Source organism: Stenotrophomonas rhizophila, assembly GCF_001704155.1.
GTDB classification, from domain to species: domain Bacteria; phylum Pseudomonadota; class Gammaproteobacteria; order Xanthomonadales; family Xanthomonadaceae; genus Stenotrophomonas; species Stenotrophomonas rhizophila_A.
On the sequence record NZ_CP016294.1, the window covers coordinates 36,496 to 52,291 of the forward strand.

A 15,796-nucleotide genomic window follows, 5' to 3' on the forward strand; every position below is an offset into this window, starting at 1 on the left:
GGCCTTGTGCGTTTCAGCCCAGCTGCACCCACGCCGGGGCGTGGTCGCTCGGCCTGTCCCAGGTGCGCGGCTCGCGGTCGATGCCCGAAGCCAGCGCACGCGCCTTGAGGGCATCCGACACAAGGGTCAGGTCGATGCGCAGGCCCAGGTTGCGGCGGAACCCGGCGGCGCGGTAATCCCACCAGCTGAACACGCCTTCCTCTTCGCTGTGCAGCCGGAAGGCATCGTGCAGCCCCAACTGCAGCAGCTTGTTGAGCGCGCCGCGTTCGGCGGTGGAGGTCAGGATGTGGTTCTCGTTCCAGACCAGCGGGTCGTGCACATCGCGCGCGTCCGGGGCGATGTTGAAGTCGCCCATCACCACCAGCTCCGGGTATTTCTGCAGTTCCGAGGCCACCCAGGCGTGCACCGCTTCCAGCCAGCGCAGCTTGTAGGCGTACTTGTCGGTGTCCACGTCCTGGCCGTTGACCACGTACAGGTTGATGATGCGCACCCCGTTGACGGTGCCGGCGATCACCCGCTTCTGCTCGTCCTCGAAGCCTGGAATGCCGATCTGCACGTCCTGCGCCGGCTCGCGCGACAGCAGCGCCACGCCGTTGTAGGTCTTCTGCCCGGCGAACACGCTGCGGTAGCCCAGCCCGGCCAGCACCGCGTCGGGGAACTTGTGGTCCTCCATCTTGGTTTCCTGGATGCCGACCACGTCCGGCGCGAACGCGGTGAGCCACTGTTCCAGGTGCGGCAGGCGCACGTTGAGCGAATTGACGTTCCAGGAGGCGATTTTCATGGGCGCATTGTAACGGGTCGGCGGTTCCGTACCGACCAACGGTCGGTACCTACCGGTCGACCGCGAGCCTCGGCCGCGACGCATGCGGAGCGGTGCTGCCCCTCGGGTAGGTACCGACCGTTGGTCGGTACCTCCATCAGCGCAGAATCACCCTGAGCAGGCCGGCAATGCGTGAATACGGCGGTTTAAGCATATCGCTCGCCGCCCAGCGCGACTGCCACAGCACCGGCAGCTGCTTGCTCATCGCATCGAACCCGGCACGCCCGTGGTACGCGCCCATCCCGCTGGGGCCGACGCCGCCGAACGGCAGGCCGTTGATGGCGAAATGCAGCAGGGTGTCGTTGACGGTGACGCCGCCGGCCACGATCTGGCCGAGCACGCGCTCCACCACGGGCCGCTGTTCGCTGAAAACGTACAGCGCCAGCGGCCGGTCGCGGCCCTGCACTGATTCCAGTGCAGCCTCCAGGTCGGGGTAAGCGCACACCGGCAGGATCGGGCCGAAGATTTCCTCCTGCATCAGGTCCAGGTCGGCCGGCGGGTCGAGCACGATGGTGGGCACGATCAGCCGCTCGCGGCGCGTGCGCTCGGGATCGATGCTGGCCAGTTCGATCACCGGCACGCCGCGTTCGCGCGCCTGGGCCAGGTAGCCGAGCAGGCGCTGGTACTGGCCTTCATTGATGATGCGGGTGTAATCGTCGGTATTGCTGAAGTCACCGTAGCGCGCGCGCACCTGGGTCTGCAGCTGCTGCACCAGCTCGCGCTGGCGGCGGCTGTCGACCAGCACATAGTCCGGCGCGATGCAGGTCTGGCCGGCATTGAACCACTTGCCGGTAGCCAGCCGCGCGGCGGCCTTGTCCAGCGGGTAATCGCTGCACACGATGGCCGGTGACTTGCCGCCCAGTTCCAGGGTGAGCGGGGTCAGGTGCTGCGCGGCGGCGGCCATGACCTTGCGGCCCACCGCCGTGGAGCCGGTGAACACCAGGTGGTCCAGCGGCGAGCCGGCCAGCGCCGAGGCCAGCGCGGCATCGCCCTGTACTACCGCTACGCGCTCGGCCGGGAACACGTCGGCCAGCAGGTCGTGCAGGAAGGCGCTGGTGCGCGGGGTGTGCTCGGAGGGTTTCAGGACGACGTGATTGCCTGCCGCGATGGCAGTGGCCAGCGGAATCAGCGCCAGGTTCACCGGGTAGTTCCAGGGCGAGATCACCCCGACCACGCCCAGCGGTACCGGCCGCACCTGCGCCCGCGCCGGCCAGAACCGCCAGCCCACCCCGACCCGGCGCGGGCGCATCCACCCGCGCAGGTGCGCCAGCAGGTGGTCGATCTCATTGAGCACGGTCATGCCGTCGGCGATCAGCGACTCATGGGTGGAGCGGTGGCCGAAATCGGCGGCGATGGCCTCGGCCATCTGCGGCAGGCGTGTCTTCAACGCAGCGCGCAGGCGCTGCAGGTCGCTGCGGCGCTGTTCCAGCGACGGGCGGTTGGCCTGCCAGGCGTGGCGCAGGGTATGCAGAATGGCCTGTAGGGCGGCAGTGTCGGTGTTGGGGTGGTCCATGGCCGGAATATAGCAATGGTTGGAGCCGACACCGCGAGGGCACGCATGGCGTGTCGCTACACATCGGACGCACTGTAGCGACACGCCATGCGTGTCCTCGCGGACCCAAACGAAGAAGGGCCGTGGCAATGCCACGGCCCTTCCGGTTCACGCCATCACCGATTACTTGGTGATGTCCACACCCTTGGTTTCATGCAGGAACAGGCCGCCGACCACGACTGTCATCAGCGCGATGATGATCGGGTACCACAGGCCGTAGTACAGGTTGCCGGTGCCGGCCACCAGCGCGAACGAGATCGCCGGCAGGAAGCCACCGAACCAGCCGTTGCCGATGTGGTACGGCAGCGACATCGAGGTGTAGCGGATGCGGGTCGGGAACAGCTCGACCAGGTAGGCCGCGATCGGGCCGTAGACCATGGTCACGTACAGCACCAGGATCCACAGCATGAGCACGGTGCCGGCGATGTTGATGCGCGCGTTGTCGGCCTTGGCCGGATAACCCGCTGCGGTCAGCGCCGCCTTGAGTTCGCCACCGAAGGCATCGCCCTTGGCCTTGAGCTCATCCTTGGTCAGGCCAGCGGCCTCGAACGACGTCACCTGGCTGTTACCCACGCTCACCAGCGCCAGCGAACCAGCGGCGGCAGGCTGCACGTCGTACGGCACACCGGCCTTGGTCAGCGCGGCGGTGGCCACGTCGCAGGAGCTGGTGAACTTGCGCAGGCCGACCGGATCGAACTGGAACGAGCAGGTGTTCGGATCGGCGATGACCAGGGCCGGCGAGCTGCTGCGGGCTTCTTCGATTGCCGGGTTGGCGAAGTGGGTCAGGCCCTTGAACACCGGGATGTACGTCACCGCAGCCAACAGGCAGCCGGCCAGGATGATCTTCTTGCGGCCGATGCGATCGGACAGCCAGCCGAAGAAGATGAAGAACGGCGTACCCAGGGCCAGCGCGCCGGCGATCAGCAGGTAGGAGGTGGTGGCATCGACCTTGAGCATGCTGCTCAGGAAGAACAGCGCGTAGAACTGGCCGCCATACCACACCACGGCCTGGCCGGCTGCGGCGCCGAGCAGGACCAGCAGCATCAGCTTGAGGTTGCCGTCCTTGAGGCTGTCACGGAACGGGGTCTTGGAGCCCTTGCCTTCGGCCTTCATCTGCTGGAACAGCGGCGACTCGCTCAGCTGCAGGCGGATCCACACCGAAATGCCCAGCAGGATGATCGAGACCAGGAACGGAATGCGCCAGCCCCAGGCTTCAAATGCCTCGTTGCCCAGGAAGTAGCGGCAGGCCAGGATGATCAGCAGCGACATGAACAGGCCAAGCGTGGCCGTGCACTGGATGAAGCTGGTGTACAGGCCACGCTTGTCGGCCGGTGCGTGCTCGGCCACGTAGGTCGCCGCGCCACCGTACTCGCCACCCATCGCCAGGCCCTGGGCCAGGCGCAGGACGATCAGGATTACCGGCGCCGCGAAGCCGATCGACGCGTAGTTGGGCAGCACGCCCACCAGGAAGGTCGAGATGCCCATGATCAGGATCGTGACCAGGAAGGTGTACTTGCGGCCGATGCGGTCGCCGAGGCTGCCGAAGAAGGCCGCGCCGAACGGACGCACGAAGAAGCCGGCCGCGAAGGCCAGCAGGGCGAAGATCATGCCCGTGGTTTCATTGACCCCGCTGAAGAACTGCTTGGCGATGATCGCCGCCAGCGAGCCATACAGGAAGAAGTCATACCATTCGAACACGGTGCCAAGGCTGGACGCGAAGATGACCTTCTTGTGGCCCTTGGTAAGTTCTGCTTTTGCAGGTACGGGTGTGGTGGACATAAGACGCTTCCCCTCCGAAGCAATCATTGGTGGCAGGTGCCGACAATGCGTCGGCACCCATGCTTAAAAACTGTACTTCGTGGTGAACTGCACGCGGTTGATGTCGCCCTTGCGGCCATCTTCGATCTCGCGCACGCCGTACATGTACTCCGCGCCGATATCGACCTTGGGCATCGGCGTGTAGAAGATGTTGCCGCGGATGCTCTGCACGCTCTTGGTGACCAGCGGGCCCAGCACGCTGTCGTTGTCGTAGTCGCTGCGGGCGTAGATCAGGTTGGTGCGCAGCTTCGGGGTGAAGGCGTGGCGCCAGCCGACATAGCCGGCCAGCACGCCAGTGGGGTTGAGTTCGTCCTGGGCCACGTCGTAAGCCGTATCGGCGGTGACGCCCAGGCCAACGTAACGGGCGATGCCTTCGCCACCGCTGATCTGGTAGTGCAGCTGGTCGCTGCCGCCCATCACCCACTTGCCGCCCAGGGTCAGGCCGCCGCCGATCTTGTCGGCGTCGGCACCGGTGGCCTGGTTGTCGACCTTGAGCTGGCGCACGATACCGCCGACCCCGAAGGTGCCCCAGTCGCCCTTCCAGCCATAGCGCAGGGTCAGGTCCGGCAGGGAGCCACGGTCGCTGTTGCTGGCCACGTTGGTCCACGCCCCGGTAACCGGATTGCGGGTGCCGGTGAGCACGGTGGTTTCCGGGTTTTCCAGCGCGACGCTGAAGCCGCCCTGGGTGTAGCGGATCTGCGCCTGGCGCACGAACAGCACGCCGTCGGTGGGACCGACGAAATCGGCCGCTTCCGGCAGCGAGGCGGCGTCCATGAAGTTCGACCAGGTCTGGCCGGCCATCCAGTTGTTCCAATACATATACGCGTGGCGCAGGGTCACGCCGTAGGTATTGGTGGCGGTCTGGTTGCCCAGCGAGTTGCCGAAGAAGTCCATCTCGAAGAACGCGCCGGACTTGTTGCCCTTGTCCGAGACGTTGTCGATGCCCAGGTTGAAGCGCGAGAACTTGGCGTGGGCATTGAAGTCCACGTCGGAACGCTCGCCGCTGCCGCCGGCACCGGCCACCGGGGTCTGGCCCGGCAGGTACAGCGCGCGGCCGGTGGCGTCGTCGGCCAGCTGGCCATCGCCGGTCTGGGTGGCCAGGAAGTCGGCCTTGATGAAGCCGCCGATCTTGACCGTGGTGCCCGGCGCGGCGCCCGGGGTGATGGTGGTGACCTGGATCGGCTGCTTGCCGGCGGGCACGGTGGCGCCGGCAGGCTGTTGCGCCTGCACGGTCTTCACCGCGGTCACATCGGTCTGGGCCTGGCTGATCTGGGTCTGCTGCTGCTGGGTGGTGGACAGCAGCAGCTGCACCTGGCGCTCCAGCTCGGCAACGCGCGCTTCCAGCTGCTTCTCTTTGGCGGTTTCGGCAAACGCCATGCCAGGCGCCACCAACGCGACCAACAGGCAGGTCGCCAACGGCTTGCGCATGGTCTTCAACATACGGGTACTCATGTTGCCCTCTCTCCCGGGTGGCAAAGTGATCGCCGCGTGTGGGGTCACGGTCGAGCCGAGCGTGCGGCCGGTTGACGCACCCCGGCTATTGGCAATTGGTCGAACCCGGGGTCACGACCAACGGCCGTGACCTGCCGGCAATCGCTCGTTACGACCAAGGTCTAACCATTCCCTTACCTCGTGGCGCGGTGGATGCGGCAAACTGAGCGGGATGAATCGCGGGTTATGCTGCGATCGCACAACCCAGTCCTAGTGCAAGTGAGGGTGCCATGGCCGATCTTTACCCCGTCAAGGCGGACGTTGCCGCCAAGGCGCGCATTGACAAGAACACTTACCAGCAGCTCTACCGCGAATCGGTGGACAACCCCGACGCGTTCTGGGGCAAGGCCGCCGAGCGGCTGGACTGGTACAGGAAGCCGTCCACGATCCGCAACGTCAGCTACCAGCTCGACGATTTCCGCATCAAGTGGTTCGAAGACGGCGAACTCAACGCCAGCGTGAACTGCCTGGACCGCCAGCTGGACAAGCGCGGCGACAAGGTTGCGCTGCTGTTCGAACCGGACAGCCCGGATGCGCCGGCGCAGGGCGTGACCTACCGCGAGCTGTACGAGCGCACCTGCCGCCTCGGCAACGCGTTGCGCAACCTGGGCGTCAAGAAGGGCGACCGGGTGACCATCTACCTGCCGATGATCGTTGACGCCGCTGTAGCCATGCTGGCCTGCGCGCGCATCGGTGCGATCCACTCGGTGGTGTTCGGCGGCTTCGCGCCCAATTCGATCGCCGACCGCGTGATCGACTGCGGCAGCAAGCTGATCATCACCGCCGACGAAGGCCTGCGCGGCGGCCGCAGGATTCCGCTGAAGGCCAACGTGGATGCCGCGCTGAAGCTGCCCGGCACCACCACGGTGGAAACCGTGCTGGTGGTGCGCCACACCGGCGGCGCGGTGGACATGCAGGCCCCGCGCGACCGCTGGTTCCACGACGTGGTGGACCCGCAGCCGGCACAGTGCGAACCGGAGCGGATGAACGCCGAAGATCCGCTGTTCATCCTCTACACCTCCGGTTCCACCGGCAAGCCCAAGGGCGTGCTGCACACCACCGGCGGTTACCTGCTCTACGCGGCCTACACCCATGAAGCGGTGTTCGACCTGCGCGAAGAGGACATCTACTGGTGCACCGCCGACGTGGGCTGGGTCACCGGGCACAGCTACATCGTGTACGGCCCGCTGGCCAACGGCGCCACCTCGCTGATGTTCGAAGGCGTGCCGAACTACCCCGACACCTCGCGCTTCTGGCAGGTGATCGACAAGCACCAGGTCAGCATCTTCTATACCGCACCTACCGCCATCCGTGCGTTGATGCGCGAAGGCGATGCGCCGGTCAAGCGCACTTCGCGCGCCTCGCTGCGCCTGCTCGGCAGCGTCGGCGAGCCGATCAACCCGGAAGCCTGGCGCTGGTACTACGACGTGGTCGGCGATGGCCGCTGCCCGATCGTGGATACCTGGTGGCAGACCGAAACCGGCGGCATCCTGATTTCGCCGCTGCCCGGCGCGATCGATCTCAAGCCCGGGTCGGCCACCCTGCCCTTCTTCGGCGTGCAGCCGGCGCTGGTCAACGCCGATGGCGAGATCATGGACGGCGCCACCGAAGGCAACCTGATCATCCGCGATTCGTGGCCGGGCCAGATGCGCACCGTCTACGGCGACCACCAGCGCTTCATCGACACCTACTTCCGCACCTACCCCGGCAGCTACTTCACCGGTGACGGCTGCCGTCGCGACGAGGACGGCTACTACTGGATCACCGGCCGCGTCGACGATGTCATCAACGTGTCCGGCCACCGCATCGGTACCGCCGAAGTGGAAAGCGCACTGGTCTCCCACCCGAAGGTGGCCGAGGCGGCCGTGGTCGGCTTCCCGCACGACATCAAGGGCCAGGGCATCTATGCCTACGTGACCCTGGTGGCCGACGAAACGCCGAGCGAGGAACTGCACAAGGAGCTGGTAGCGTGGGTGCGCAAGGAGATCGGCCCGATCGCCTCGCCCGACCACCTGCAGTGGGCACCGGGGCTGCCGAAGACGCGCTCGGGCAAGATCATGCGCCGCATCCTGCGCAAGATCGCCGAGAACGCGCCCGACCAGCTGGGTGACACCTCGACCCTGGCCGACCCGTCGGTGGTGGCATCGCTGGTGGAAGAGCGTAAGGTCAAGTAATTGGTTCCCACCTCCCCCATGACAACCCTGCTGATCGCCGATGACCACCCCCTGTTCCGTGAAGCCCTGCGCGGCGCGGTGCAGCGGGTGATGCCGGGCGTGCTGCTGTACGAGGCCGACAGCGTGGAAGCGCTGTACCAGCTGGCCGACCAGCATGCCGACGCCGACCTGGTCCTGATGGACCTCAACATGCCCGGTGCGCAGGGCTTCAACGCGCTGGTGCACATGCGGGCGCTGCACCCGCAGTTGCCGGTGGTGGTGGTGTCCGCGCGCGAAGAGCCCACCGTGATGCGGCGGGCGCTGGACCACGGCGCGTTCGGGTTCATTCCCAAATCGGCCGACTCGGACACGATCGGGCATGCGCTGGGCACGATCCTGGATGGCGAAACCTGGGCCCCGCCGGAGGCGCACAACGTGCCGCCGACCGGGCGCGAGGAACGCGAAGTCGGCCAGCGCCTGCGCGAGCTCACCCCGCAGCAGTTCCGGGTGCTGCAGATGCTCGGCGCGGGGCGGCTCAACAAGCAGATTGCGTATGACCTCAATGTGTCCGAGGCCACCATCAAGGCCCATGTGACCGCGATCCTGCGCAAGCTGGGCGTGACCAACCGTACCCAGGCGGTGCTGATGGCCGGCAAGCTGACGCTGGATGACGAGCCGTTGGTGTTGCCGCCGGAAGAGGATTGATCGCGGGTTGCGTGGCCGCGTGGCTGCGTCGTTGCGTCGTTGCGTCGTTGCGTCGTTACGGTAGAGCCGACTGTTAGTCGGCTGCGGAGACATGCAGCGGACTAACAGTCCGCTCTACCTTCGGCTGCGGAGACATGCAGCGGACTAACAGTCCGCTCTACCTTCGGCTGCGGAGACGTGCAGCGGACTAACAGTCCGCTCTACCTGCTTCGGCTTATAGCCGAAGCTATACATCCCAGCACGCCCTGCGCAATTCGGCGATTTGGGCGATGAACCGCCTTCGCGGTGCTAAGCTTCGCGTCCCCTTGGGGAGTAGCCTGTTTCCTGCTGAAGGAAACGCCCGTATCAACATGCTCGGCCAGTGCGCCGTGGTGCGGGCAGCCAGTGATGGTTGGCGAGACCAGCGGTCCGCGTGCGCAACGACAGGTTGGGCGCGAACGTGGGCCGTTGTCCGTCATCGCCCAACCTGCACTGTCGTGTGATGTCCCCCATTTCGATGCTGTTGATCGGCTTTGCCATGTCCACCGATGCCTTCGCCGCGGCAATCGGCAAAGGCGCTGCCATGCGCAAGCCGCGTTTTCCCGATGCGCTGCGTGCCGGCCTCATCTTCGGTGTGATCGAAGGCCTTACGCCGGTGATCGGCTGGTTGCTCGGCCGCGCCGCGTCGTCCTACGTGCAGGCCTTCGATCACTGGATCGCCTTCGTGCTGCTCGGTGCACTGGGCGTGCACATGATCATCAACGGCGTGCGGCACGACCCGGACGCTGACAGCGACGACCCCGACAAGCACCACGGTTTCTGGCACCTGGCCGTCACCGGCTTTGCCACCAGCATCGACGCCCTGGCCGTCGGCGTGGGCCTGGCCTTCCTGGACGTGCATATCGGCGTGATGGCGACGGTGATCGGCCTGTGCACGCTGGTGATGGTCACCACCGGCATCATGCTGGGTCGGGTGCTGGGCGACATGATCGGCAAGCGTGCGGAGATCGCCGGCGGCGTGATCCTGATCCTGGTTGGCAGTGCCATCCTGTATGAGCACCTCAGCGGCGCCGCCGGCTGAGCAGCGCCGGGCGGCCGGGCCTCAGCTGCGTGGATCGTGGTAGTCGACGATGTCGACCAGTTCATGCCCGGCTGGGCCTTTGCGGTGCAGAAGCCGCCACACGTTGCGGCCGGGACTCTGCCGGCCCGCAAAGTGGATGTCGATGGCGAGGTAGTTCCTGCCGTGGTAACGCACCGGATGGCCGCACGGACGGTTCGCTGCGAGATCCTGCTCGATCCGTCTCAGTTCCCGGCAGGTACGACTGTCCGCGGGCAGTCCGGCCAGCTTTGCGCGCAGCAAAGGCCCGCGGATGACCCGTTCGTGGTCAGCGTCTGCTGGCGCGGCGATGTCCGCCACGGGCGCGGCGCTGCCGTGGCTCACGTGCCGGCGCCGCGGCAGTCGGCGATGGGTTACATCCACCAGTGGACTGGTCGCCAGCGTTTCCACTGTTTCCCGGGCTCGGTCATGCAACGAATGCACGCGCATCTCGCCCTGAATTTCGTCGGTGGTGAACGCATGCGCATCACGCAGCGCGGTATTGGCAAGGTCCACGCGCAGGTACGGGCAGTGCAGCTGGCGCAGCACGGTGCCGGCGCGCGTGCCTGCCTGGTTCAGCGCGGTCGCGATGGCCGTGCCCTGCCCTTCGCGCGCGGCCACCAGGTAACACGCGTTGGCGTTGCGCTTGGCGAGCAGCATCACCGCACGATCGCGGCAATGGGTCAGGTAGAAATGACGGATGACGCCTGCAATGAGCGGATTCGGTGGCACCCTGCGGGTCTGGCAGTATGTATTGAATTCACGGGCGACCCGGCTGAAATCCCGCTCCAGCTGCGCGGCGAGAGACTTCAACGCGTCCAGGTCATCAACGCTGGTGCCGGCCTCATGCAGCAGCTCGCGCACGGCCGGATAGTCGACCAGCGCCTTCTCATGCGGCTGCAGTTGCCGCGCAGGCTTGTCGGGGTCCAGCCATCGCATCGCGTTGGTGCAGCCGATCCCCATCCAGCCGGAGATCAACGCGGGCTTCACGATCTCGGCAACGCTCCATGCGGGACCGGCGGCATTGGTGCAACCGCGGAATACCAGCTCGAATCCTGCGCCCACCACGACACCCAACGTGCCTGCGAGGGGAATCGCCGCGCCGGAATGCAGCGGGGTGGCAAGAAGGGAACGCAGCGAGGGAACGGGCACGGAAACTCCGCAGCAGGTGATCGGCTGCGCAGAATAGACAGCGCGACGGCACGAGCGTGCCGCAGCTGTCGCCTTCAACCTTGGAGGGTCGAGTGCGCCGCCAGGTACGCGCGCAGCGAGGCCGGCTTGATCGGCTTGGTCAGCAGGCGGTAACCCCGCTCGCGCGCCATGCGCTTGAGTTCGTCGCGCCCATCGGCAGTGAGCAGCGCGCCGGGAATGTCGCGCCCGGCGCGCTCGCGTAGCGCCACCAGCGTGTCCAGTCCATCCAGGCGGTCGTGCAGGTGGTAATCGACCAGCATCACGTCCGGCTGCGCCTGCACTTCCTCCAGCGCCTGGTCCACGGTGCTGGCAGTGATCACCTGCACCTGCCAGCGGCCCAGCAACGCGCGCATGCCGTCAAGGATTTCCTGGTCGTTGTCCACGCACAGCACGCGCATGCCGGCCAGCGAATCGGTGCGGGTGCTGTGCTCGGGCACGCTGGCCTGCGCGTCGCTGGCCGGCAGATCCGGCACCTGCGCGCGCGGCAGCAGGATCGAGAACATGCTGCCGCTGCCCACCTGGCTGCGCGCATTGAGGCGGTGGTCGAGCAGGCGCGAGATGCGCTGGCAGATAGACAGGCCCAGCCCCAGCCCCTGCTCGCCCCAGTCGAACGGCTGCTGGTAGCGATGGAACTCGTTGAAGATCTGCTGCATGTGGTGCTCGGGGATGCCCGGCCCGGTATCCCACACCTGCAGTTCGATCTCGTCGCGGCGATGGCGCACGGCCAGCACGATGCGGCCCTGGCGGGTGTAGCGCAGCGCATTGGCCAGGAAGTTCTGCAGCACCCGGCGCAGCAGTCGGCGGTCGCTGCGCACCCAGGCCGGGCGTGCGAACAGGTCCAGGCGCAGGCCGCGCCCGGCCGCCACCGGCGAGTACTGCGCGGCCAGTTCGCGCATCAGCAGGCTCACGTCGAAATCGCCGATCACCGGGTGCAGGCCGCCGGCATCCAGCCGCGACACGTCCAGCAGCCCGTCCAGCAGTTCTTCGGCGGCACGCAGGGAGGCGTCCACGCGCTCTGCCAGGTGCCGCTGTTCATCGTTGTTGTGGTGGCTGTCGCGCAATGCCGAGGCGAACAGGCGCGCTGCGTTCAGCGGCTGCAGCACGTCATGGCTGATTGCGGCCAGGAAACGGGTCTTGGACTGCTGCGCCACTTCGGCTTCATGCGAACGTTCGGCCACGCGCTGTTCCAGCGTCTCGTTGGCTTCCAGCAGCGCGGTCTCGGCGTGTTTGTAATCGGTGATGTCGTTGTAGCTGGTGACATAGCCGCCGCCGGGCAGCGCCTGGCCGCGCATCTCGATCACCCGGCCATCGCTGCGGGTGCGCTCGAAGATGTGCGGCGAACCGGCGCGCATGTAGCCGATGCGGCGGTTGATCTGCACGTCGATATCGCCCTCGCCCAGCTCGCCGCGCTCGGCGTTGTAGCGGATCAGGTCGGCCACCGGGCGGCCCACGTACAACATGCCATCGGGGTAGCCGAACATCTGCTGGTAGCGGCGGTTCCACGCGGTCAGGCGCATGTCCGGATCAACCACGCTGACCCCGGCACTGATGTTTTCCAGCGTGGTGGACAGGATCTCGCGGTTGAAGCGCAGTTCCTGCCCGGCCTCATCGAGTACCGCCACCACTTCGCCCAGGTCCATGCCCGAGCCGCGCAGCAGGCTGGTCAGCAGCAGGCGCGCGGAGGCCGCGCCGATCGAGGCGGCCAGCAGGCGTTCGGTGAACTGCACCCAGGCCCGGTCGGCCGGGGCCGAGGCCTGCAGCTCGCGGCCCAGCGACTGCGCCTGCTCGAAGAACGACCGGCGCGCATGGCGGTCGCCGACCACGCGCGAGGCCAGCGCCAGCAGGTCGCCCACATGCACATGGCCCGGCCACGCACCGGCCACGGAGGGGCGCTCGGCATAGGGGTCCAGGAACGGCGCGGCGCGCAGGCGCTCGTCCACGCCGGGGCGCCAGCGCACCGACACCAGCAGCATGGCCGCGGCGTTGATCAGCAGCGACCAGAACGTGCCGTGGGTGAGCGGGTCCCAGCTGGTCATGCCGAACAGCCCCTGCGGCCGCAGCCAGGCAATGCCGAACGGTCCGTCGCTCAGCCAGGCCGCATCCATCCAGCCGGCGTGTGTCAGCGCCGGCAGCAGCAGGGTGTAGATCCAGGTGCCGAAGCCGAGCAGGATGCCGGTCTCCACGCCCCGGCGGCTGGCACCGCGCCAGTACAGGCCGCCGATCAGGCCCGGCGCAAACTGGGCCACCGCGGCGAATGCCATCAGCCCGTACGAGGCCAGCGTGCTGTCGTTGCTGCTGCCGCGGTAGTAGCTGTACGCGGCCAGCGCCAGCAGCAGGATCGCCATGCGGCGGATCCACAACACCCGCGAAGCGACGTCGGCCGCTTCCTGGTGGTCGCCACTGCGGCGCAGCAGCACCGGCATCACCAGGTCGTTGCTGACCATGGTGGCCAGCGCGATGGAGGACACGATGACCATGCCGGTGGCAGCCGAGAAGCCGCCCACGTAGGCCACCAGCGCCAGGAATTTACGGCCTTCGGCCAACGGCAGGGCCAGCACCATGCTGTCGTCGGCGATGCTGCCGCCGGTGCCGAACAGGGTCACACCGGCCGTGGCGATCGGAATCACCATCGCCGAAATGATGATCAGGTAGCCGCCGAACATCCAGCGCGCGCGGCGCACATCGCGCACGTCGCCGCATTCCACCACCGCCACGTGGAACTGGCGCGGCAGGCACACGATGGCCAGGAAGCTGAGCAGGGTCTGTGAGATGAAGCCCACCGGCGGCAGCCCGGTGAACAGCGTATGTGCGCTGCGCACCACGGTTTCGCCGCGGTCGGCCAGCCACAGGTAGGCGAACAGGCCCAGCGCCACCATCGCGATCAGCTTGATCATCGATTCCAGTGCGATGGCCAGCATCATGCCGTGGTGGTGTTCGGTGGCATCCACCTGGCGGGTGCCGAACAGGGTGGCAAACAGCGCCATCAGCAGCGCCACGTACAACGCCGGGTCGCTGAACCAGCCGGTGGGCCCGACGCTGCCGGTCAGCACCTGCAGGCTCATCGCCACGGCTTTGTACTGCAGGGCGAGGTAGGGAACGATGCCGATCAGCGCGATCACCGCCACCAGCGCGGCCAGCCGTCGCGAGCGGCCGAACCGCGAGGAGATGAAATCGGCGATGGATACCACGTTCTGGCTGCGCGCGATCAGCGCCAGGCGTTCGATGATGCGCCAGCCAAACAGCAGCAGCAGCAGCGGGCCCAGGTAGATCGGCAGGTAGCCGATGCCGTTGCGCACCGCCGTGCCCACCGCCCCGTAGAAGGTCCACGACGAGCAGTACACCGCCAGCGCCAGGCTGTAGACCACCGGGCGCAGCCACGGGCGGTCGGGGTACATGGGACGGCGGTCGCCCCACCAGGCCACGCCGAACAACAGGGCGGCATAGGCCACCGACACCAGCAGCAGGATCCAGCTAGAAACCACGGGCATGTTTCCGCAAGCGCAGGCCGCAGTGTAGCCGCTGCACGCCCCTGCTCACGCCGCCAGCGGACGCGACGGCAGCTGCAGATCGATCCGGGTGCCCTCGCCCGGGCGGCTGTGCACCTGCACCGCACCGCCGGCCGCCTCCACCAGGCTGGCGGTCACCGCCAGGCCCAGGCCGGTACCCTGTCCCACCGGCTTGGTGGTGAAGAACGGTTCGAGGCAGCGCGCGCGCACCGTTTCGCTCATGCCCTGGCCGGTGTCCTGCAACTGCAGGACCACGCGTCCGTCGGTATCGGGAGGCTGCAGGCGCAGCGTGAACCGGCCACCGTCGGGCATGGCCTGGCTGGCATTGACCGCCAGGCTGAGCAGGATCGATTCGAGCTGGGCCGGGTCGAAGTGGATCAGCCGCTGCACGTCGCCGGTTTCCACTTCGCAGTGCACGCGGTCATCGAACACCTGCTGCAGCGTGGGCGCCATCGCCGCCAGCGTGGCGGCCGCGTCCAGCAGCTGCGGTCGGCCCGGCTCGAGCCGGCTGAAATCCAGCAGGCGCCGGCTCACCGCGCTGGCCCGCCGGGTCGCCGAATCCGCGCCCTGCAGGGCCGCCTGCAGGGTCTCGCCCTCGCTGCGCCGCGCCTTGGCCACGTAGCCCTGTATGAGCGCCAGCAGGTGGTTGAAATCGTGCGCGATGCCGCTGGCCAGGCGACCTACGTTGTCCATCTTCATGGCATGCACGAGCTGGTCGCGCGAACGCTCGCGGGCCTGCATCTCCACCTGCAGCTCGTCGCGCTTGCGGGCCAGTTCCTGGCTGCGCTGGTGAGCCTCCTGCAGGCTTTCACGCAGGCCGGTCACGCTGTGGTGGAGCAGCCAGGCAGTCATGACGGTGCCGAATGCCGACACTGCCAGGTCACTGGTCGCGTGCAGCACCCGGTCGGTCCGGAACAGGCCCGACGCCGCGTCGACCCAGCCGCCCAAGGCCATCAGCCCGCACAGCCATGCCGCGGTCCAGGCCAGCGGACGGCGGCCAAGCACCGCCGCCACCAACAGCACCGGCACCAGCTGCACCAGCTGCACCCGCAGCTGGGCGGCCAGTCCCCAGTACCCGTAGGCCAGCACCAGCAGCAGCAGTTCACCGGTCAGGAACACCACGGCGGCATGCAGGCTGCGGCCGGCCCGGTGCTCGATCAGGCACAGCAGGCATAACAGCAGGTGGGCGGCGGCCATGGCCGGGACCATCATGTCCAGGCCCGCCCCGAGCCGAAACGCCGTCCACGCCGCCAGCAACGGGTGGTACAGCCCCACCAGCAGCAGCAGGCTGCCCAGCATGGCATCGGTACGCCGACCAAGCCCGGCAGGGCGTTCAGCAGCGGCGGCGCGGGTGGAAGGCGACGACTCGGGCATGCGGCAGGGAATGGCGGGCGGCGCCGGCGCGCGGCGGCAACATCGGTATATTAGCAGTGCGCTGTAGATCGTCTGCACTCGACCGGGGAAGTCGTTGTCGCCATGCCTATG

At 67.3% G+C, this 15,796-nt stretch carries 10 protein-coding genes; 3 read left to right on the forward strand and 7 right to left on the reverse strand.

The window, feature by feature from the left end:
- Positions 1-13: 13 nt before the first annotated feature.
- The 4 genes from xth to BAY15_RS00200 form a co-directional block, all read right to left on the reverse strand.
- Positions 14-781, reverse strand: a complete 768-nt coding sequence (gene xth, locus BAY15_RS00185; RefSeq protein ID WP_068847873.1) for an exodeoxyribonuclease III — start codon at positions 779-781, stop codon at positions 14-16.
- Between the two features lie 136 nt (positions 782-917).
- Positions 918-2,333 carry a coniferyl aldehyde dehydrogenase gene (locus BAY15_RS00190; RefSeq protein ID WP_068847875.1) on the reverse strand — a complete coding sequence of 472 codons (1,416 nt, stop codon included), beginning with the start codon at positions 2,331-2,333 and terminating at the stop codon, positions 918-920.
- Between the two features lie 162 nt (positions 2,334-2,495).
- Positions 2,496-4,151, reverse strand: coding sequence for an MFS transporter (locus BAY15_RS00195; RefSeq protein WP_068847877.1), 1,656 nt, complete (start codon positions 4,149-4,151; stop codon positions 2,496-2,498).
- Positions 4,152-4,214: 63 nt separating this feature from the next.
- Positions 4,215-5,642, reverse strand: a complete 1,428-nt coding sequence (locus BAY15_RS00200; RefSeq protein ID WP_068847879.1) for a DcaP family trimeric outer membrane transporter — start codon at positions 5,640-5,642, stop codon at positions 4,215-4,217.
- A gap of 269 nt (positions 5,643-5,911) precedes the next feature.
- On the opposite strand from BAY15_RS00200, the gene acs reads away from it, so the two are divergent.
- The 3 genes from acs to mntP all read left to right on the forward strand — a co-directional run bounded on the left by acs (position 5,912) and on the right by mntP (position 9,599).
- Positions 5,912-7,855, forward strand: coding sequence for an acetate--CoA ligase (acs, locus tag BAY15_RS00205; protein ID WP_068847881.1), 1,944 nt, complete (start codon positions 5,912-5,914; stop codon positions 7,853-7,855).
- A gap of 18 nt (positions 7,856-7,873) precedes the next feature.
- Positions 7,874-8,539 carry a response regulator transcription factor gene (locus tag BAY15_RS00210; protein ID WP_068847883.1) on the forward strand — a complete coding sequence of 222 codons (666 nt, stop codon included), beginning with the start codon at positions 7,874-7,876 and terminating at the stop codon, positions 8,537-8,539.
- Between the two features lie 481 nt (positions 8,540-9,020).
- Positions 9,021-9,599, forward strand: coding sequence for a manganese efflux pump MntP (mntP, locus tag BAY15_RS00215; RefSeq protein ID WP_068847885.1), 579 nt, complete (start codon positions 9,021-9,023; stop codon positions 9,597-9,599).
- Between the two features lie 21 nt (positions 9,600-9,620).
- Here mntP and BAY15_RS00220 read toward each other — a convergent pair whose 3' ends face one another.
- From BAY15_RS00220 to BAY15_RS00230, 3 genes are all read right to left on the reverse strand, one after another.
- The gene (locus BAY15_RS00220; protein WP_157771651.1) at positions 9,621-10,766 is read right to left on the reverse strand and encodes a hypothetical protein; all 1,146 of its coding nucleotides are present in this window, start codon (positions 10,764-10,766) and stop codon (positions 9,621-9,623) included.
- Between the two features lie 74 nt (positions 10,767-10,840).
- A complete protein-coding gene (locus BAY15_RS00225; RefSeq protein WP_068847889.1) occupies positions 10,841-14,287 on the reverse strand; it encodes a hybrid sensor histidine kinase/response regulator in 3,447 nt (1,148 codons plus the stop codon).
- A gap of 51 nt (positions 14,288-14,338) precedes the next feature.
- Positions 14,339-15,685 (reverse strand): sensor histidine kinase, encoded by a 1,347-nt coding sequence (locus tag BAY15_RS00230; RefSeq protein ID WP_099047373.1) that lies wholly within the window; start codon positions 15,683-15,685, stop codon positions 14,339-14,341.
- Positions 15,686-15,796: the final 111 nt, after the last annotated feature.